Below are 18,644 nucleotides of genomic sequence, written 5' to 3' on the forward strand. Positions count from 1 at the left end.
TACTTGAGCAACTACTGATAATTTAAAGCCTAAATTATAATCTCGTTGTGTACGCTTCTTCCTTGGTTCTTCTGAATGTGTCATAAATAAGTCTAAATTACGTCAACTTATTTCAGGACGAGACAGATGTATAAAAAAAGGCTTTGGTGTAAAAATCAAAGCCTTTTTTTTATTATCTAAACTATTCCTACTATTGCAGTCCTGAAAGACTTGCCTTTAGGGTAGCTATTTTAGCTTCTGCATCTGCTTGTTTTTTACGCTCATTAGCAATCACTTTTTCTGGCGCATTATTTACAAAACGCTCATTCTGAAGTTTTTTCTGCACAGATTTCAAAAACCCTTCAGTATAAGACAACTCCTCTGTTAATTTCTTAATCTCATCCTCTACGTTAACCGAACCAGAAATAGGAATAAAATATTCATTTGATTTTACTCTAAAAGAAAGAGCTCCATCTACTTTAGCATCTACATAAGACAATGCCTCGATGTTACCTAGTTTAGAAATTACAGAATCAAAAGTTTTAGTACTATTTTCACTATTTAAAACTGAGAATTCTATAGTTTCCTTAAAAGAAATATTCTTTTCTTTACGTATCGTTCTAATACCAGAAATCACATCACTAGCAAAATCAAAGGCCGCAATCAACTCTTCATCAACCGAAGTAATGATTGGCCAACTAGAAACAATCAACGCTTCTTCTTTTGTTCTATCAGCTATTTGTTGCCAAATCTCTTCTGAAATAAAAGGTACAAAAGGATGCGAGATTTTTAGATTATCCTCAAAAATCTCAATAATCTCTTTATAAGTTTTAGCATCTATAGGACTTTGATACGCTGGTTTCACCATTTCTAATAACCAACTACTAAAATCATCTCTGATCAATTTATAAGTAATCATTAATGCATCGCTAATTCGATACTTGGTGTACGCATCCTCTAATTCTACTAAAGCCTTTTGAAATTTAGACTTATACCATTGTATAGCCACTTTAGAAGCTTCTGGTTGTTCGATAGTACTATCCACTTCCCATCCGCTAACTAAATTAAAAGAACTATAGATCTTATTTACAAATGATTTTCTTCCCTGATCACAAAGATCCTCATCAAACATTAAATCATTTCCTGCTGGTGCACTAAGTAATAGTCCTACACGAACTCCATCCGCTCCATATTCATCGATTAACTTTAAGGCATCTGGAGAATTACCTAATTGCTTGGACATTTTACGTCTTTGTTTATCTCTAACAATCCCCGTAAAATAAACATTCGAAAAAGGTTTTTGTTCTCTATAATGATACCCAGCAACAATCATTCTGGCCACCCAAAAGAAAATAATATCAGGACCAGTTACCAAATCATTTGTTGGATAATAATAATTTATTTCTTCATTTTCTGGTTCTAAAATCCCGTTAAACACGCTCATTGGCCATAACCAAGAAGAGAACCAGGTATCTAATGCATCAGGATCTTGCTGTAAGTCATCTTCTGTTAATCCAGTGTTTCCTGTTTTTTCTTTCGCTAATACAAGAGCTTCTTGTTTGGTTTCAGCGACTACAAAATCTTCTTTTCCATCTCCATAGAAATATGCTGGAATCTGATGCCCCCACCATAATTGTCTTGAGATATTCCAATCTCTAACATTCTCCATCCAATGGCGATAGGTATTGATAAACTTTTCTGGAACCAGATTAACATCTTTATTTAGAACAGCATCTAAAGCAGGTTTAGCCAAACCTTCCATTTTTAAAAACCACTGATCACTAAGTTTAGGCTCGATAACAGCTTTGGTACGTTCACTTGTTCCTACTTTATTAAGGTGTGTTTCTACTTTTTCAAGCACTCCTAGCTGCTCTAGTTCTTTTACAATCTCCTTTCTAACAACGAATCGATCTTTTCCTTCATAATGAAGTCCAAAAGAATTTAAAGTTGCATCATCATTAAAAATATCAATTACTTCTAGAGAATGTTTATCTCCTAAAACTTTATCATTCTGATCATGAGCAGGTGTCACCTTAAGACATCCTGTACCAAATTCCATATCTACATATTCATCTTCTATGATCGGAATTGTTCTATTAGCGATAGGTACTATTGCTTTTTTACCTTTTAGATGTGTAAATCTTTCATCATTTGGATTGATACAAATTGCAGTATCTCCCATAATAGTTTCTGGTCGAGTAGTCGCAATTGTTAACACATCGTTACTTCCTTCTATTTTATAGTTTAAATAATAAAGATTTCCTTGTTTTTCTTCATAAATAACCTCTTCATCAGATAATGTTGTTTTTGCTTCTGGATCCCAATTGACCATTCGATACCCTCGATAAATAAGGCCTTTATTGTATAAATCCACAAATACTTTGATTACGGATTGCGACAAATTGTCATCCATTGTAAAAGCAGTTCGTTCCCAATCACAAGAGGCTCCAAGCTTTTTTAACTGCTCTAATATAATTCCGCCATGTTTATGTGTCCATTCCCATGCGTGTTCTAAGAACTCTTCTCTGGTAAGATCATTTTTATTAATCCCCTGCTCTTTTAGTTTAGCCACAACTTTAGCTTCAGTAGCAATGGAAGCATGATCGGTTCCTGGCACCCAACAAGCATTATACCCTTTCAGACGAGCTCTTCGAATCAAAACATCCTGTATCGTATTATTTAGCATATGTCCCATATGCAATACACCTGTGACGTTTGGCGGAGGAATAACAATCGTGTATGCTTCTCGTTCATCAACTTCAGAATGGAAATAATTATTCTCCATCCAGTAGTTATACCACTTTTCTTCTACTGATTTTGCATCATATTTTCCTGCTAACGCCATAGTTTGGTCCGATTTTTGGATTTTAGAGTGCAAAAGTAATTATTATATACGACAACTTGAAAGTCTTTTGCAATTTTGAAGTTGGATAAAAAGTAACTACTTTTACATATTATAAAAACCTACGTTATGAGAAATGTAATCATGATTTTATTTATTGGTTTTCTGGGAATTACCCTAAACGCTCAGGATGCCAAAGCAAAAATCGAATTTAAAACAGAAGTAATTGATTATGGCGAAATTACTAAGGGTAGTGATGGTGTTCGCCAGTTTGAATTTACAAACACAGGAAATGCTCCGCTAATTATTTCTAGAGTATATTCAAGTTGTGGATGTACTATTCCTAAAAAACCGGAAGATCCAATTGCTCCAGGAGAAAATGGAGTTATTAAGGTAAAATATGACACTAAACGTGTAGGTCCGATTCGTAAATTAATCACTGTATATTCAAATGCTGAAGAATCTACGAAAGCAATTAGAATAACAGGAAGAGTATTGGATGATACAAAAAGTGTATTGGAAAAGAAAAATTAGAAATTATATGTATTAACCATAAAAAAAGGCTTTACTAACGTAAGGCCTTTTTTATATTACTTTTTTGAGTCTAAAAGTAAATTTCATTTCTATACCCAATCGTTCTATCTTAATACTTATTCTTTTCCCTTCTTCAGAATAGAACAAATCATTAAGATCCGACAGTTTATACAAACTAGCTTTCTTCCCATTAACTTCTAATACACTATCTCCTTTCATTAAACCTACTACAGCAGCTGGTGAACCAGGCCGCACCTCTGCAATTTTAAATTCGGGTTCTAAAGAGTAGACAAATGAACTCACATCGGCTTTAAAGACATTTACAGAAATTTTACCATTCTCCTTAGTAACAAAATCCAAGGATGGTCTTGATGGACTTCTACGTATATTATAATTCTTAGCAATTCTAACTCCATTATGCTGAATAGTAATTCCACTCATATTATAATGAAAAGGCTTGCTAAAAAATCTATTCTTCTTGTAAGTAATTTTCTTATTAGGATAATCAATGATCATATTAAACCTTTTCAAAACACTACCTCCAATAGAACCTTGTCTAGTCTTAAGAGAAATCCCCTGAATATATAAAGAGTCAGGAAAAGAAGCCGTTACTTGTTTTATTTCAAAATCTCCTATATTTAATCCTTCCACCTTAGTCTTTTTTCCATAAATATCTCCATTAAAACCTTTTCCAAGAAAATCACCAAATGACTCTTCTGGGACGGTTATACCAATTTCCGGATTTTCAAATAACCACAGAGCAGAACTTGATCCTGAATCTAATAAAAGATTCACATCTACAAGCCCCTTATCTGTCTTATATTTTGCTTTGATCATTGGTCTCTTACGATTATTATCTAAATTCAAATCTGTTTGATAGCACTTCTTACACTTCTTATATTTATAAGAAACCGGATCAAATACTTTTATAATGCCTTTTGAATAATTAATATTTAAAATAAATTTTTTGAAAAAATCATAGCCTATAATCCCATGAACGGGGAATCCCATCAATGGAGAAAAGTTCATGGATTCATCAAAAATCATATAGACGGTATGATCATTACTATAAGCATTACCAATCTTTAATATATTGTTTGTAGATTTAATTGCTTCCGCTGGTGCTTCATTTCCCAGGCCTCTGAGATAAATTTTAGAAGCATTCTTTAACTCTAATGACTTTCGTTTATCGATACTAAAAAGAATAGTTGAGCCAACACCAGTATCTAAAATAAAAGACAACTGCACACCATTAAGCTCTACAGGTATAATAATAAGGTTGTTAGCTAGTTCAAATTTAATCTTATCGCCAGTCTCTCCTTCAGGTAACTTAAAACCATCTTGCGCTTTTAGGATAAAAGGAGTAAGTAAAAGTAGAATAAGGGCCTTCTCTTTAAGAAAATGATAAAAATCCCTGTACAAAATCTTCATTCCGCTAAATATAGAAAAATACTTGAAAATTCCTGATAATAATTAACTTAAATCCTAAATAATTTAAGAAATTTACCGCTATTTTACTTTATAAATTTAAATAGAATGCCTGTAATATCAAGTAAAGGAAAAGCAATGCCAGAATCACCGATTCGGAAACTTGCTCCTTTTGCAGAAAAAGCGGTAAAAGAAGGGAAACATATTTTCCATCTTAACATAGGTCAACCAGATATAAAAACACCTATAGAAGCAATGAAAGCGGTCAGAGAACACAAATTAGATGTTCTTGCTTACAGTCATTCAGCCGGTTTTGAAAGTTTTCGAAATAAGCTTGCTGGTTATTATGCAAAACATGATATTACGATATCATCAGAAGATATTCTGATCACCACTGGTGGTAGTGAAGCATTAATTTTTACGATGGGTAGTATTACCGATCCGGGAGATGAAATTATTGTTCCAGAACCTTTTTATGCAAATTATTATAGTTTTTCTACACAATCAACAGTGACAGTTGTACCTGTAATCTCTAAAATAGAGAATGGTTTTGCATTACCTCCTATTCAAGAGTTTGAAAAACTAATCACACCAAAAACCAAAGCTATTTTAATCTGTAATCCAGGTAATCCAACAGGATATTTATATAGCAAAGAAGAAATAAAAGATCTAGCTGCCTTAGCAATTAAATATGATTTATTTTTAATTTCGGATGAAGTATATAGAGAATTCGTTTATGACGACTCAGAACACTACTCAATTCTTCAAGAAAGATCCCTTAATGATCATGCTATAGTAGTTGATTCTGTTTCTAAACGATACAGTATGTGCGGAGCTCGCATAGGTTGTTTGGTAAGTAAAAATAAAGATGTGATGCAGACAGCTATGAAATTCGCACAAGCTAGATTAAGTCCACCAACATTGGCACAAATAGCTAGTGAAGCTGCTTTAGAAGCACCAGAATCATATTATAAAGAAACGGTAGCAAAATACAAAGAGCGTAGAGATACTTTGGTTGAAGGTCTGAAGAATATTCCAGGCGTACAGGTAGCTACTCCTCGTGGAGCTTTTTACTGTATTGTTGAATTACCCATCAAAGACGCCGATGATTTTGCTAAATGGTTACTTGATGAATTTCATGTGAATAATGAAACAGTAATGCTAGCACCTGCTTCTGGATTCTATTCTAGCCCAAATCAAGGGTTAAATCAGGTAAGAATTGCATATGTACTTAACAGGAGAGATCTAAAAAAAGCTGTGAATATTCTAAAACTGGGATTGGAAAAATATATGGATAAGAAATCTTTTGTACCAACAGAAGAAAAAGTTAGTTTATAAAACTATAAATAGTTATATCTTTCACATCATTAAAATTCATACAACTTTAAAATTCTTGTTTTTTGAAGATAGAACATCAGAAATCTCTTAAAAAGTACAACACATTCGGAATAGATGTAAAAGCAAAAAAGTTCATTTCAATAAACTCCGAAGAGGAACTTTATGAAGCATTGACTCTTTGTAAAGATGAAGACATTTTTATTCTTAGTGGAGGAAGCAATATGTTACTCACTCGAGATATTGACGCAACTGTTCTACACATTTCCATATCTGGTATTTCCGTTACAGAAAAAACCGATAATACAGTTTTAGTATCTGCAAATGCTGGAGAAAACTGGCATGATTTTGTACAATTCTGTATCGATAAGGGATACGGAGGACTTGAAAACCTCTCTTTAATTCCAGGATATGTAGGCAGTGCTCCGATTCAGAATATAGGAGCTTATGGAGTAGAATTAAAAGATAACTTCGTAAGCTGTGAGGCTATTCATACCCAAACAAAAGAAAAAAGAATCTTTACAAAACAAGATTGTAATTTTGGCTACAGAAACTCTGTTTTTAAAAATGAATTAAAAGGAACTTATATTATCACTAAGGTAACTTTTGAGTTAACTACAGCTCAACATCTCTTAAACACTAGTTATGGAGCCATTGAGGCAGCGTTAAAGGATAAAAATTGTACCAAACCTACAATTAAAGATATCGCTGAAGCAGTGATAAGCATTAGAAAAAGTAAACTTCCAGATCCATCCGAAATAGGAAATAGTGGTAGTTTTTTTAAAAATCCAGTGATTTCTTCTACTGCTTTTACTGTTTTACAAAACACCTACCCTACTATTCCTTCGTATAAAGTTGATGAAAAACATATTAAAGTCCCTGCAGGTTGGCTGATAGAGCAAAGTGGCTTTAAAGGAAAACGCTGGGGAGACGCAGGAGTTCATAGCAAACAGGCACTTGTATTAGTAAATCACAATAATGCTACTGGAAAAGAAATACTAGAGCTATCCTTAAAAATAAAAGAAACTGTACGGCAAAAATTTGATATTTCTTTAGAAACCGAAGTAAATATTATTAAATAGCAAAATCCTTATAAAAATAGCACTTCTAATTTTCTTAAATTCTCATTTTAAGCTGTTTTTCTTCGTATCTTTGTACCAAATTAAGGAACATATTTAATTATGAAATTAGTATTACTTACCGTAGCACTTTTATTAGTTGCTTTTGCTGGGATTGCTATTAAATTATGGGCGAAGAAAGATGGAAAATTTGCAGGAACATGCGCTAGTCAAAGTCCTTTTCTGAATAAGGAAGGTGAGTCTTGTTCACTTTGCGGTAAAACACCAGATCAATATGCTAATTGCAATGAAACTGAACATGCTAAATAAATAACAAAGCACTTCTTTTCAAAACCACTTCATTGAAAAACGAATCAATAGAATTACTAGAGCATATTAAAAAAGCTAAAGAAGGAAAGCAAGCATCCTTTAATTATTTGTTGGACACATATTGGAATGATGTATTCAATTTTCAACTTAAAAGAACTAATAATGAATATGAGTCTGAAGATATAACCATACAAAGTTTCTCTAAAGCTTTTGATAAAATTGATACTTTTAAAGAAGAGTATAATTTTAAGACGTGGTTAATTCAGATTTCTAAAAATATTCATATTGATTTACTCAGAAAAAAGAACGCTTCCATACGATCGAAAACTACAACGGATGTTGATGATTCGGTTTATAAAATAATCGATGATGCTCCTACTCCAGAAGACAAATTGATTACCGAGCAAAATCTTGCCCAACTACTTAGGTTTATCAAACAACTTAAACCTCATTACCAAGAGGTTATTAATTTAAGGTACTTCCAAGAATTAAGTTATAAAGAAATTTCAGAAGTTTTAGATGAGCCTATGAACAACGTAAAAGTAAAACTATTAAGAGCTAGAAAGCTTTTGGCAGAAATCATCACGAATAAAAAAAAGAATTAATCCATTTTTATCAGTGATTAATTCTTTTCATTATTATGAGAGTAAACAATTCCCTTTTTATCGTAAACTAAAAGTGGAAATTTTCTTTAAAACCCCGTGTAAAGGCTCTATCCATTTATCATTGATTTTTTTATCATACTTAATAAACTTCTGAACCAGTCCTTTAGGAGCTGATATCTCTTTTTCGATTCCGGTTATATTAATAAATTTTTGATTACTAATTAACCATTTTTCTACTCGCTTTCTGTTTTTTTTCAGTTGTTTCTGTTGTTCTAATTCTTCTTTTGACATTTTTAATTGGTTTTTTAACTTTTTTTTAATGACTAAAAAATGGGGTTAAGCTAATTTTAACCATGACCTAAAGTATTTCTACTAAAAATTATGTACATCAAAAATAGGAAAAGAATTTATATAAAGCTATAAAAACCTCATTAAAATTACGGTTTTACCGCAATTTTAATATGAATAAATCCCTTTTTATTCCTACAAAATCAAAATATCATTGATTTAAAACATTGATTTACAGAAATTTACAATATTTTCAAAGACCATAATTTTCGGCAATTAGTTAGTTGAAAAATTCTCTCTTTTTTTTCCAAAAATTCCCTTTTGCAAAAAATTGAGAAGATTTTAATCCTTAATATACTATTAACAGAAAATATACTCAATAATTGTATGCTTTTTTTTCGAGAACACGGTGATTTCTTACAAATTTCCTGTCGACATTTAAATCTCTTTATCTTTTAGAGTCTTTCTTAGTAAAGTCCCAAGAAAATCAAAAACCCTATTTTTATAGAAGCTTTCTTCGTATTTTTGCCTAAAATATTGCTTAGTATGAATAATGAAGTGACCGCAGTAGCACCACCCAAGGGAAAACCAAAATGGCTACGTGTAAAATTGCCTACTGGAAAAAAGTATACCGAACTTAGAGGACTTGTAGACAAATATAATTTACATACCATCTGTACTTCTGGTAGCTGCCCTAATATGGGAGAATGTTGGAGCGAAGGAACAGCTACTTTTATGATACTTGGTAATATTTGCACTCGCTCTTGTGGATTTTGTGGTGTAAAAACTGGAAGACCAGAGACTGTGGATTGGGAAGAGCCAGAAAAAGTTGCCCGCTCTATTAAACTAATGGATATCAAACACGCAGTGATTACATCTGTGGATAGAGACGATTTAGCAGATGGAGGATCTATTATATGGGCTGAGACTATCCAGGCAATTCGAAGACTTAACCCACATACAACTTTAGAAACTCTAATTCCTGATTTTCAAGGAAAAACAAAAAATATCGATCGCATTGTAAATGTTAAGCCAGAAGTTGTTTCTCATAATATGGAAACGGTAAAAAGGTTAACTAGAGAGGTTCGTATACAAGCGAAGTACGAACAAAGTTTACAAGTTTTAAAATACCTAAAAGACAACGGTATTAATCGTACTAAAAGTGGAATTATGTTAGGGCTAGGAGAAACAGAAGAAGAAGTAATCCAAGTTCTAAAAGACTTAAGAGCTGTAAACTTAGATATTGTAACTATTGGACAATACTTACAACCTAGTAAAAAGCACTTGCCAGTAAAACAGTTCATTACTCCTGATCAATTCAAAAAATATGAACAGATTGGATTAGAAATGGGATTCAGACATGTAGAAAGCGGAGCACTAGTTCGATCTTCCTACAAGGCACAAAAACACCTTACCTAACTTCTTTTCTTTACTTAAGAATTAATGAATATACCTATAAGAATAGCCATTAATGGATTCGGGAGAATTGGTCGTAACCTGTTTAGACTATTGCTTAAGAACCCTAATATTGATGTTGTAGTTATAAATGACCTTGCAGACAGCAAAACTCTTAGTCATTTACTCAAATATGATAGTATTCACGGAGTGTTACAAGAAAACGTTTCTCATAATAATGGTCATATTATTGTAGAAGAATTATCTGTTCCTTTATTAAATGCAAAACAACCTGCTGATTGTAATTGGAAAGATTACAACGTAGATATAGTAATTGAGTCCACTGGTAAATTTAAGACTAGGGAGCTTGCTATGCAACATGTAGCTGCTGGTGCCAAAAAAGTTATATTATCTGCACCACCTTTAGAAGATTCTATAAAAACGATTGTACTTGGAGTAAATGATGATTTAATAGATGGTACAGAAACGATTATTTCCAATGCATCTTGCACTACAAATAACGCTGCGCCGATGATTAAGGTAATAAATGAGCTTTGCGGAATTGAACAAGCATATATTACCACAATTCACAGTTACACCACCGATCAAAGCCTACATGATCAACCGCATAGAGATCTTAGACGCGCCCGAGCCGCCAGTCAATCTATAGTTCCTACAACAACTGGAGCTGCTAAAGCTCTTACCAAGGTTTTTCCTGATCTGAGTGATGTAATTGGTGGATGCGGAATAAGAGTACCTGTTCCAGATGGATCTCTGACGGATATCACCTTTAATGTAAAAAAAGAAACCTCGATAGAAGAAATTAATACCGCTTTTAAAAAAGCGGCTCAATCTGATCTTAAAGGAATATTAGCTTATACAGAAGACCCTATCGTATCAGTAGATATTCTTGGCAACTCACATTCTTGTGTATTTGACTCGCTAATGACATCTGTTATTGGAAAAATGGTGAAAATTATTGGCTGGTATGATAACGAAATAGGATATAGCAATAGAATAATTGATTTAATTATTAACATTTCTAAGAAATAACTATATTAGTTGAGTTATAACAAGGAAAATGCCTTACCAAATCAAACATTTTATACTTATATTTTTATTCAATTGTTGTTTCTATGCGTATTCGCAATCCGAAGAAACAGAGAAAAATATTGCAATAAAAGATTCTATTGAAAATTATCTCATCAATGCTTCTGAAGCGATAAACACTGATAAATTAGCAAACGCTTTGCATAATATAAGTAAAGCTAAAGAACTTGCCATAGAAAGTCAGGACATTCAATATATAGCCCAAACTAATCGAGTACTTGCTGAATTATATTTAGAATTAGGTGATTTAAACAGCGCCAAAGAACAGATAAAAAAAGCAATAGAAATACAAACTAAACTCGAAAATGAAATTGCACTAGCGAATTCTTATAATGTATGCGGATCTATTCTTACCAAATTGAAAGAATTCGAAAATGCCAAAAAACATCTTGATTTATCAGCTTCTTTGACAGAAAAAAACAATCTAAAAGAGTTAGAAGGTCCAATACAAATAAATTTCGGACTATTGTCACTGGAGATGAATGAACCAGAATCAGCTATAAGTTATTTCAATAATGGTTTGCCAAAGATAGAATCCTTACAGCAATCCTACCATAAAGCCAAACTTTATATTGGAAAAGCTAAAGCTCAAATGATGCTCGGATTATTAGATGATGCTGTGAGCACAAATGAGCTCGCGATGAACATAGGAGCAAAAATGGGCTTCTTAGAAATACAATCCGAAAGCTTAGAACTAAATAGCAGAATTTTTCAGGAAAAAGGAGAATTTGAAACATCATTAATTAATCTAAGATCTCATGAGAGATTTAAAGATTCTCTTTTTAACGTCAATAAGGAAATCATTGCACAAGACGCAAGAGCCAAATTTAATATTGAAGATGAAAAATTTGAAATAGAAGAGCTTAAAGAAGAGAACAAACAACAGCAAAAATCTTTAAAACTAGGAAGACTAACTACTATTTTAAGTATCGCTTTAATTACTATTCTATCTCTACTTACTCTTTCCTTATATAAAAACAATAATTTAAGAGCGAGAGCAAACGAGCTTTTGCAAAATAAAAACACCGAATTAATCTTAGCAAAAGAAAATGCGGAAAGAGCTAGCGAAGCTAAAGTTCAGTTCTTATCAACTATTACACATGAGCTCAGAACTCCGCTATATGCAGTTACAGGCTTAACACATTTATTATTAGAAGAAAGCCCTACTCCTAATCAAAAAGAGCATTTAAACTCCTTAAAGTTCTCTGGAGAATACCTACTATCTTTAATAAACAACATACTAGATCTCAACAAACTAGAAGCCAACAAAGTAGAGATTGAGAACACTTCATTTAATCTACAAAAGAGAATTAACGACGTATTGATAGCTCTTGGCAAATCTGCCAAAGACAGAAATAATAAACTACACTACGAATTTGACAAATCAATCCCAGCCAAGCTGAAAGGTGATCCATTAAAAATTTCTCAGATCCTAATCAATCTGATAGGTAATTCCATTAAGTTCACTCAGAATGGAGATATTTGGATTACTGTAAAAATGATCAATCGTATTGAAAATAAAGTGTTCCTAAATTTTGAAATTAAGGATAATGGTGTTGGTATCTCTGATAAAAAACAACAGAGTATTTTTGAAAATTTTACACAAGGATCTGTTCAAATTAATAGAAAATTTGGAGGTACTGGTTTAGGACTCTCCATCGTTAAAAATTTACTTTCGCTAATGGACAGTGAAATTAAGTTAGAAAGCGAATTAGGACAAGGATCAAGATTTCATTTTGACTTGAAATTCGAAGTATTTGAAGACGTTGTTTCTAACTATCAGGAAGAGGCCAAAAAGATTGACTATAATATCATGGTTAACAAAAGGGTTCTAGTTGTAGAAGACAATAAGATAAATCAACTTATTACTAGAAAAATCTTAGAAAAAAATAAGATGATTTGTGATGTAGCAGACAATGGAAATATTGCCATTAATAAAACAAAAGATAACGATTTTGATTTAATCCTAATGGACATACACATGCCAGGCATAAGTGGAATCGAAGCTACAAAACAAATTAGAGAATTTAATACTAAGATTCCTATAGTAGCCCTTACAGCAGTAACATTAGACGATAATTTAGATGAGTTTTACAATAATGGTTTTAATGATATTATCCCTAAACCTTATAAAACAGAAGAGTTCTTTACAAAATTACACAAAGCATTATCCGAAAAACAAACTGCAACTTAAAGTTTGGCACATCTATTGATATTACTAACATAACATAGAAACCTTTTTCTTTGTTGTTGAGTTAGCCAAAATATATAAAATGAGATCTTATAGAAGGTCTCATTTTTTTATGAAGGAAATGATATAATCATCAAACTTCTCCTGACCATTAATAAACTGCATCTCTATAGGTTGATACCAAAGAGATTCTGAAGAAAGGTGAGGTACCAACCTTACATAATCCTTTTCTGTAGTTACGATAAAAGGATGTGCTTTTAAACTATCAATATCTTGTTCTGAAAAATTATGATGATCTGGATAATTAATATGAGTAAATTCTAATCCCAATTCGGAATAATATGTTATCAGCGGTTTAGGATTAGCTATTCCTGTTACAAGTGTAAAAGGAGTGTTTTTCATATTTTGAATAGACTTCGTATCCGAAGTATTCATAATAAAATCTCCATAATTTATAGTTGCAAATAGAACCAGTTGCGAAGGTTTAACCTTTAGTTTATCTTTAATTGCTTTTTGTTCTTCTTCATTAAGATGATTAGGACATTTTGTAACCACTATTACATCTGCCCTATCCGCCCCACTCCGAGGTTCTCTTAAGTTACCAGTTGGCAACACAATATCATCACAATACAAATCGTAATAGGAGCTCAGCAAAATATACATACCCGCTTTTACCTTACGATGCTGATAAGCATCATCTAACAAAATAACTTCTGGATTGGGTACTTGTTTTTTTATGTTAGCAATTCCATTACGTCGATCTACATCAACAGCAACTAACACCTCAGAAAATTTCTTTTTAAACTGCAATGGTTCATCTCCAACTTCTTTAGCAGTAGCCGAAGTTTTTACTAACTGAAAACCTTTTGTTTCCCGTTTATAACCTCTACTTAAAGTGGCAAGCACCACCTTATCTTGTAACAACCTGATAAGATATTCTACCATTGGCGACTTACCAGTTCCTCCAACACTTAAATTTCCGACAGCTATGACAGGAAAATCATAACTCGTAGATTTTTTAATCCCATAATCATACAACTTATTCCTCAACCAGGTAACAACAAAGTATATCGGAACAATAGGTAAAAGTATTTTTCTTAAAAAGTTCAAAAGGAAAAATGTAACGATTCTATTAATAAAGCAATATTGGCAAATGTATAAAACGAAATTAGGCGTTACAAAACTTTTGGTAAGTTCCTATAAATGAAAAACATTTCTTAGTGCATAAAATTAAAACACCATTGAAACTTTGATTATTCTTAAAAGTTTTTTTACATTCCATAATAGATATTTAAAAACATATTTTGATGCAAATAAAAGAGGTAATACAACACCTTGAAAACATGGCTCCTACTAGCTATGCCGAAGATTTCGACAATGTAGGATTATTAGTAGGAAACAAAAACACAGAAGTAACTGGTGTCTTAGTTACGCTTGATACCTTAGAAATAATTATTGACGAAGCCATTGAAAAAAATTGCAATCTGATTGTTAGTTTTCATCCGATCGTTTTTAAAGGAATCAAAAAATTTAATGGAAATAATTATGTAGAGCGAGTAGTAATGAAAGCGATCAAACATGATATTGCAATTTTTGCAATTCACACAGCCCTTGACAATGCATTACAAGGTGTTAATGATATGATTTGCGAACAATTACAACTGATCAACAGGAAAATTCTTATTCCGCAAAAAGGTACGATCAAAAAACTAACCACTTTCGCACCAATAAAAGAAGCAGACACATTAAAATCTAAATTATTTGAAGCAGGAGCAGGAACAATTGGAAACTATGATAATTGCAGTTTTTCTTCTGAAGGAATAGGAACTTTTAGAGCCTTGGAGAATGCTAATCCATCCGTAGGTGAATTAGGAGAAACACACCAAGAAAAAGAAACCCAAATCCAAATAACATTTCCAAAACATTGTGAAGGTAAAATTCTAAAAACTCTTTTTGAAAATCATTCTTATGAAGAAGTTGCTTATGAAGTAACCACATTAGAGAATACAAACCAACATATCGGAATGGGTATGATCGGAGAATTGAAAGAAGAGATGGAAGAAACAGCTTTTTTAAAACACGTAAAAACTACTTTCAAAACAGGATGTGTAAGACACTCTGCACTATTAGGAAAACCAATAAAAAAAGTTGCCGTATTAGGAGGAAGCGGTAGTTTTGCAATAAGAAACGCACAATCCGCAGGAGCGGATATCTTTATCACCGCCGATCTCAAATATCATCAATTTTATGAAGCCGAAAATAAATTGATTCTTGCAGATATTGGTCATTATGAAAGCGAACAGTACACAAAAAACTTAATTGTTAGCTATCTTAGAAAAAAAATCAGTAATTTTGCAATCATTTTATCGGATAAAAACACCAATCCAATTCAATACATATAAAATATGGCAAAGAAAGAAGTTACTGTTGAGCAAAAATTAAGAGCACTATATGATTTGCAATTAATTGACTCTAGAGTTGATGAGATCAGAAATGTACGTGGAGAACTTCCATTAGAGGTAGAAGATCTTGAAGATGAAGTAGCCGGATTAAATAAGAGATTAGAAAAACTAAATACAGATCTTGAAAACATAGATGATGGTATTAAGTCGAAGAAAAATCTAATCGAAGAAGCAAAATCCTTAATCAAAAAGTACGGCGAACAACAAAAGAATGTTCGTAACAACCGTGAATATAATTCTCTAAGCAAAGAAATTGAATTTCAAGAATTAGAAATTCAATTATCTGAAAAGCACATCAAGGAATTTAAAGCTCAGATCGTTCAGAAAAACGAAATCATTGATCAGACAAAGGAGCGCCTTACTGAAAGAAATAAACATCTTGCACACAAAAAAGGTGAACTTGATGCAATCTTAGCTGAAACTGAAAAAGAAGAGCAAGCATTAATAGCCAAATCAGAAGATTTTCAGAACAACATAGAAGAAAGACTTGTTTCTGCTTACAAAAGAATTAGAAAAAATGTAAAAAACGGACTAGCAGTCGTACCTATCGAGCGTGGAGCATCGGGAGGTTCATTTTTCACTATTCCTCCACAAGTACAAATGGAGATTGCTTCTCGTAAGAAGATTATTACGGATGAGCACAGTGGACGTATACTGGTAGACCAAGCATTAGCACAAGAAGAAAAAGAAAAAATGGAAGCTTTATTTTCTAAATTATCTTAATCCATTTTTCAACAAATACTAAAAGCCTCAGAATTCCTGAGGCTTTTCTTTTTTTAATCAAAACGCAAACTCTACGATTACAATAAGACAATGAATAAGATACTAATTATTGGAAGTGTATGGCCTGAGCCTAATTCATCAGCAGCTGGCATAAGAATGCTCCAACTAATACAACTATTCTTATCTCATAAATGGAACATCACATTTGCTAGCGCAACCTCAGAAAGTGAGCATATGCATGACATAGAAAGTCTTGGGGTAAAAAAAGCTACTATTCTCATCAACGATAAGAGCTTTGATGATTTCTTACTCTCCTTGCAACCAAATATTGTTTTATTCGATAGGTTTATGACCGAAGAACAATTTGGATGGAGAGTATCCAAACAACTTCCAGAAGCACTTAAAATATTAAATACAGAAGATTTACATAGCCTAAGAAAATCCAGACAAGAGCTATTTAAAAATAAGAAAGCTTTTAATTTTTTAGACGTAAAGAAAAACGACATTACGAAAAGAGAGATTGCTAGTATATACAGATGTGACCAATCTCTCATTATTTCAGATACAGAAATACACATCTTAAAAACAGAATTTGACATTCCACAAAATATTTTATACTATTTACCCTTTTTATTGGATCCAATAAATATTGAATCTAAAAAAAACTGGCCTTCTTATGAAGACAGAAATCATTTTATAACCATTGGGAATTTTCGTCACGAACCTAACTGGAACAGTGTTTTATATCTAAAAGAAACCATTTGGCCCCTTATAAAAAAGGAATTACCAACTGCCGAATTACACATCTACGGCGCCTATCCGCCTCCAAAAGCAACACAACTGCATAACGAAAAACAAGGCTTCCTTATAAAAGGATGGGCAAAAGACTCTAAAGAAGTTATGAAAGACGCGAAAGTATGCCTAGCACCATTACGTTTTGGAGCAGGAATCAAAGGCAAACTTGCAGAAGCTATGCTTTGTGGCACACCAAGTATTACCACACAAATAGGATCCGAAGGAATGCTTAACGACGATACAGACTGGAATGGTTTTATTAAAGACAATCCTGAGGAGTTTGCCAAAGCAGCTGTAACACTATACAACAATAAAAACATTTGGCATCAAGCACAACAAAATGGAATTGAAATTATAAATACACGATTTCACAAGGAAAAACTAGGTACACCTTTCATAAAAAGTATTAAAAGCATTCAAAAAAACCTAGAAAATCACCGTGCTTCAAATTTTATTGGATCGATGTTACAATATCACACAATACGAAGTACCGAATTCATGTCGAGATGGATTGAAGAGAAAAACAAGAACAACTAATGCCCTAAGACGTTTACAAAAAATTGATCAATACCAAAAAACAATAGCAGTAACAGAAAAACAAAACCAACTGTATGCAACCAATTTTGTTTTGCCCCAAAAGATTGACGCAAACCAATTAAACGAATAATTTTAATCAATCTCTCCTTATTCAACACCAACACCAAAACAAGTAAAAGAAAGTACAGTATTGCGCTTGCCATTGCGCCATAGGTATCAAAAAAGATCGCATCGAATACTATAATATTTAACAAAACAGGAATCAAAACAAAAACACCAAACAGTTTAGTTCTTTCAAACAACAATAAACTCGCTCCGATCAGCTGAGAAACACCTATAAATAAGATATAAGCATATGAATATCCCATAAAAGACCATGCTAAATCAAAACCACCAACTTCTGATAACGGAACATTAGCTATCTCATCTGGCAAATTACCTTTTCTGTAAAATTGCCCACCTAATAACTTCCCTAATCCATATACAGTAAGCAATACAAAAACATACCACCGAGAAGCTAACTCCAGAAAATATAAAAACTTAGAATTCATTTCTTATCTTTTCTAGTTAAGACGATAGTTCTTAAAATCTGGTTACGTTTTTTGATTATATAAAACGAAAAAACCTCTTCAAAAATGAAGAGGCTACAATTTCTTTTTAAGAATTCTCTTTATATTAAAGAGCTGCTACGTGCTTCGCTAACTTTGATTTTAAATTAGCAGCTTTATTATCATGAATGATATTACGCTTAGCTAATCTATCAATCATAGAAACTACAGAAGGAAATAACGCTTCAGCTTCTTTCTTATCAGCTTCACGTAATTTCTTTATAGCATTACGTGTAGTTTTATGCTGATACTTATTTCTAAGACGCTTAGTCTCACTATTTCTAATTCTTTTTAATGCTGACTTATGATTTGCCATCTTTTCTCTATTAAAATTCTTTCTTCTAAAAATTCGTAGCCCGTAGGGGAATCGAACCCCTCTTACCAGGATGAAAACCTGGCGTCCTAGCCGATAGACGAACGGGCC

General features: G+C 32.5%; 17 protein-coding genes and 1 tRNA gene. 11 read left to right on the forward strand and 7 right to left on the reverse strand.

All coding sequences use genetic code 11. From position 1 onward, the window contains the following. Positions 1 to 190 precede the first annotated feature (190 nt). Positions 191 to 2,824: a valine--tRNA ligase gene (locus Q1B37_RS23985; protein WP_299903286.1), complete on the reverse strand. Its 2,634-nt coding sequence runs from the start codon at positions 2,822 to 2,824 to the stop codon at positions 191 to 193. 126 nt (positions 2,825 to 2,950) lie between these two features. On the opposite strand from Q1B37_RS23985, the gene Q1B37_RS23990 reads away from it, so the two are divergent. Then, positions 2,951 to 3,355, forward strand: a complete 405-nt coding sequence (locus Q1B37_RS23990) for a DUF1573 domain-containing protein (RefSeq protein ID WP_299903288.1) — start codon at positions 2,951 to 2,953, stop codon at positions 3,353 to 3,355. A gap of 51 nt (positions 3,356 to 3,406) precedes the next feature. On the opposite strand, the gene Q1B37_RS23995 is transcribed toward Q1B37_RS23990, so the two are convergent. Beyond that, complete coding sequence (locus Q1B37_RS23995; RefSeq protein WP_299903290.1) at positions 3,407 to 4,786, reverse strand: aspartyl protease family protein; 1,380 nt, start codon at positions 4,784 to 4,786, stop codon at positions 3,407 to 3,409. Between the two features lie 105 nt (positions 4,787 to 4,891). Here Q1B37_RS23995 and Q1B37_RS24000 point away from each other — a divergent pair, with 105 nt between their 5' ends. The 4 genes from Q1B37_RS24000 (at position 4,892) to Q1B37_RS24015 (ending at position 8,111) form a co-directional block, all read left to right on the forward strand. Then, the gene (locus Q1B37_RS24000) at positions 4,892 to 6,121 is read left to right on the forward strand and encodes a pyridoxal phosphate-dependent aminotransferase (RefSeq protein WP_299903292.1); all 1,230 of its coding nucleotides are present in this window, start codon (positions 4,892 to 4,894) and stop codon (positions 6,119 to 6,121) included. Between the two features lie 62 nt (positions 6,122 to 6,183). Then, entirely contained in the window at positions 6,184 to 7,200 is a 1,017-nt protein-coding gene (gene murB / locus Q1B37_RS24005) for a UDP-N-acetylmuramate dehydrogenase (RefSeq protein WP_299611060.1), read from the forward strand. Positions 7,201 to 7,299: 99 nt separating this feature from the next. After that, positions 7,300 to 7,506: a membrane or secreted protein gene (locus Q1B37_RS24010; protein ID WP_299611062.1), complete on the forward strand. Its 207-nt coding sequence runs from the start codon at positions 7,300 to 7,302 to the stop codon at positions 7,504 to 7,506. A 32-nt stretch (positions 7,507 to 7,538) separates the two neighbouring features. After that, complete coding sequence (locus Q1B37_RS24015; RefSeq protein WP_299611065.1) at positions 7,539 to 8,111, forward strand: sigma-70 family RNA polymerase sigma factor; 573 nt, start codon at positions 7,539 to 7,541, stop codon at positions 8,109 to 8,111. Positions 8,112 to 8,168: 57 nt separating this feature from the next. On the opposite strand, the gene Q1B37_RS24020 is transcribed toward Q1B37_RS24015, so the two are convergent. Beyond that, the gene (locus Q1B37_RS24020) at positions 8,169 to 8,402 is read right to left on the reverse strand and encodes a hypothetical protein (RefSeq protein WP_299611068.1); all 234 of its coding nucleotides are present in this window, start codon (positions 8,400 to 8,402) and stop codon (positions 8,169 to 8,171) included. Between the two features lie 543 nt (positions 8,403 to 8,945). Here Q1B37_RS24020 and lipA point away from each other — a divergent pair. From lipA to Q1B37_RS24035, 3 genes are read left to right on the forward strand one after another with little or no spacing between them, the layout of a single operon-like run. After that, positions 8,946 to 9,818: a lipoyl synthase gene (gene lipA, locus Q1B37_RS24025; RefSeq protein WP_299903294.1), complete on the forward strand. Its 873-nt coding sequence runs from the start codon at positions 8,946 to 8,948 to the stop codon at positions 9,816 to 9,818. A 24-nt stretch (positions 9,819 to 9,842) separates the two neighbouring features. Beyond that, the gene (gene gap / locus Q1B37_RS24030) at positions 9,843 to 10,847 is read left to right on the forward strand and encodes a type I glyceraldehyde-3-phosphate dehydrogenase (protein WP_299903295.1); all 1,005 of its coding nucleotides are present in this window, start codon (positions 9,843 to 9,845) and stop codon (positions 10,845 to 10,847) included. Positions 10,848 to 10,875: 28 nt separating this feature from the next. Then, positions 10,876 to 13,098: a response regulator gene (locus Q1B37_RS24035; RefSeq protein ID WP_299903302.1), complete on the forward strand. Its 2,223-nt coding sequence runs from the start codon at positions 10,876 to 10,878 to the stop codon at positions 13,096 to 13,098. Between the two features lie 99 nt (positions 13,099 to 13,197). Here the strand turns inward: Q1B37_RS24035 and lpxK are convergent, their stop codons facing one another. Further along, on the reverse strand, positions 13,198 to 14,205 hold the full coding sequence (gene lpxK, locus Q1B37_RS24040; RefSeq protein ID WP_299903304.1) for a tetraacyldisaccharide 4'-kinase: 1,008 nt from the start codon (positions 14,203 to 14,205) through the stop codon (positions 13,198 to 13,200). Positions 14,206 to 14,402: 197 nt separating this feature from the next. Here lpxK and Q1B37_RS24045 point away from each other — a divergent pair, with 197 nt between their 5' ends. From Q1B37_RS24045 to Q1B37_RS24055, 3 genes are all read left to right on the forward strand, one after another. Beyond that, positions 14,403 to 15,497: a Nif3-like dinuclear metal center hexameric protein gene (locus tag Q1B37_RS24045; protein WP_299903306.1), complete on the forward strand. Its 1,095-nt coding sequence runs from the start codon at positions 14,403 to 14,405 to the stop codon at positions 15,495 to 15,497. A gap of 3 nt (positions 15,498 to 15,500) precedes the next feature. Continuing rightward, entirely contained in the window at positions 15,501 to 16,280 is a 780-nt protein-coding gene (locus Q1B37_RS24050) for a C4-type zinc ribbon domain-containing protein (RefSeq protein WP_299903308.1), read from the forward strand. A 90-nt stretch (positions 16,281 to 16,370) separates the two neighbouring features. Then, on the forward strand, positions 16,371 to 17,612 hold the full coding sequence (locus Q1B37_RS24055; RefSeq protein ID WP_299903309.1) for a glycosyltransferase: 1,242 nt from the start codon (positions 16,371 to 16,373) through the stop codon (positions 17,610 to 17,612). Here the strand turns inward: Q1B37_RS24055 and Q1B37_RS24060 are convergent. The 3 genes from Q1B37_RS24060 to Q1B37_RS24070 form a co-directional block, all read right to left on the reverse strand. Continuing rightward, positions 17,609 to 18,163, reverse strand: a complete 555-nt coding sequence (locus Q1B37_RS24060) for a hypothetical protein (RefSeq protein WP_299903311.1) — start codon at positions 18,161 to 18,163, stop codon at positions 17,609 to 17,611. The two genes, Q1B37_RS24055 and Q1B37_RS24060, sit on opposite strands and share 4 nt — an antisense overlap. 124 nt (positions 18,164 to 18,287) lie before the next feature. Further along, positions 18,288 to 18,536: a 30S ribosomal protein S20 gene (gene rpsT / locus Q1B37_RS24065; protein WP_299611094.1), complete on the reverse strand. Its 249-nt coding sequence runs from the start codon at positions 18,534 to 18,536 to the stop codon at positions 18,288 to 18,290. Positions 18,537 to 18,572: 36 nt separating this feature from the next. After that, a tRNA-Glu gene (locus Q1B37_RS24070) sits at positions 18,573 to 18,644 on the reverse strand.

Source organism: uncultured Aquimarina sp. (assembly GCF_947492965.1).
Classification (GTDB): Bacteria; Bacteroidota; Bacteroidia; order Flavobacteriales; family Flavobacteriaceae; genus Aquimarina.

Bases quoted from the DNA above. Each gene is read 5' to 3' on its own strand.
- Q1B37_RS23985 (WP_299903286.1), bottom strand. From the start codon at position 2,824: ATGGCGTTAGCAGGAAAATATGATGCAAAATCAGTAGAAGAAAAGTGG.
- Q1B37_RS23990 (WP_299903288.1), top strand. From the start codon at position 2,951: ATGAGAAATGTAATCATGATTTTATTTATTGGTTTTCTGGGAATTACC.
- Q1B37_RS23995 (WP_299903290.1), bottom strand. From the start codon at position 4,786: ATGAAGATTTTGTACAGGGATTTTTATCATTTTCTTAAAGAGAAGGCC.
- Q1B37_RS24000 (WP_299903292.1), top strand. From the start codon at position 4,892: ATGCCTGTAATATCAAGTAAAGGAAAAGCAATGCCAGAATCACCGATT.
- Q1B37_RS24010 (WP_299611062.1), top strand. From the start codon at position 7,300: ATGAAATTAGTATTACTTACCGTAGCACTTTTATTAGTTGCTTTTGCT.
- Q1B37_RS24020 (WP_299611068.1), bottom strand. From the start codon at position 8,402: ATGTCAAAAGAAGAATTAGAACAACAGAAACAACTGAAAAAAAACAGA.
- lipA (WP_299903294.1), top strand. From the start codon at position 8,946: ATGAATAATGAAGTGACCGCAGTAGCACCACCCAAGGGAAAACCAAAA.
- gap (WP_299903295.1), top strand. From the start codon at position 9,843: ATGAATATACCTATAAGAATAGCCATTAATGGATTCGGGAGAATTGGT.
- Q1B37_RS24035 (WP_299903302.1), top strand. From the start codon at position 10,876: ATGCCTTACCAAATCAAACATTTTATACTTATATTTTTATTCAATTGT.
- Q1B37_RS24045 (WP_299903306.1), top strand. From the start codon at position 14,403: ATGCAAATAAAAGAGGTAATACAACACCTTGAAAACATGGCTCCTACT.
- Q1B37_RS24050 (WP_299903308.1), top strand. From the start codon at position 15,501: ATGGCAAAGAAAGAAGTTACTGTTGAGCAAAAATTAAGAGCACTATAT.
- Q1B37_RS24055 (WP_299903309.1), top strand. From the start codon at position 16,371: ATGAATAAGATACTAATTATTGGAAGTGTATGGCCTGAGCCTAATTCA.
- Q1B37_RS24060 (WP_299903311.1), bottom strand. From the start codon at position 18,163: ATGAATTCTAAGTTTTTATATTTTCTGGAGTTAGCTTCTCGGTGGTAT.
- rpsT (WP_299611094.1), bottom strand. From the start codon at position 18,536: ATGGCAAATCATAAGTCAGCATTAAAAAGAATTAGAAATAGTGAGACT.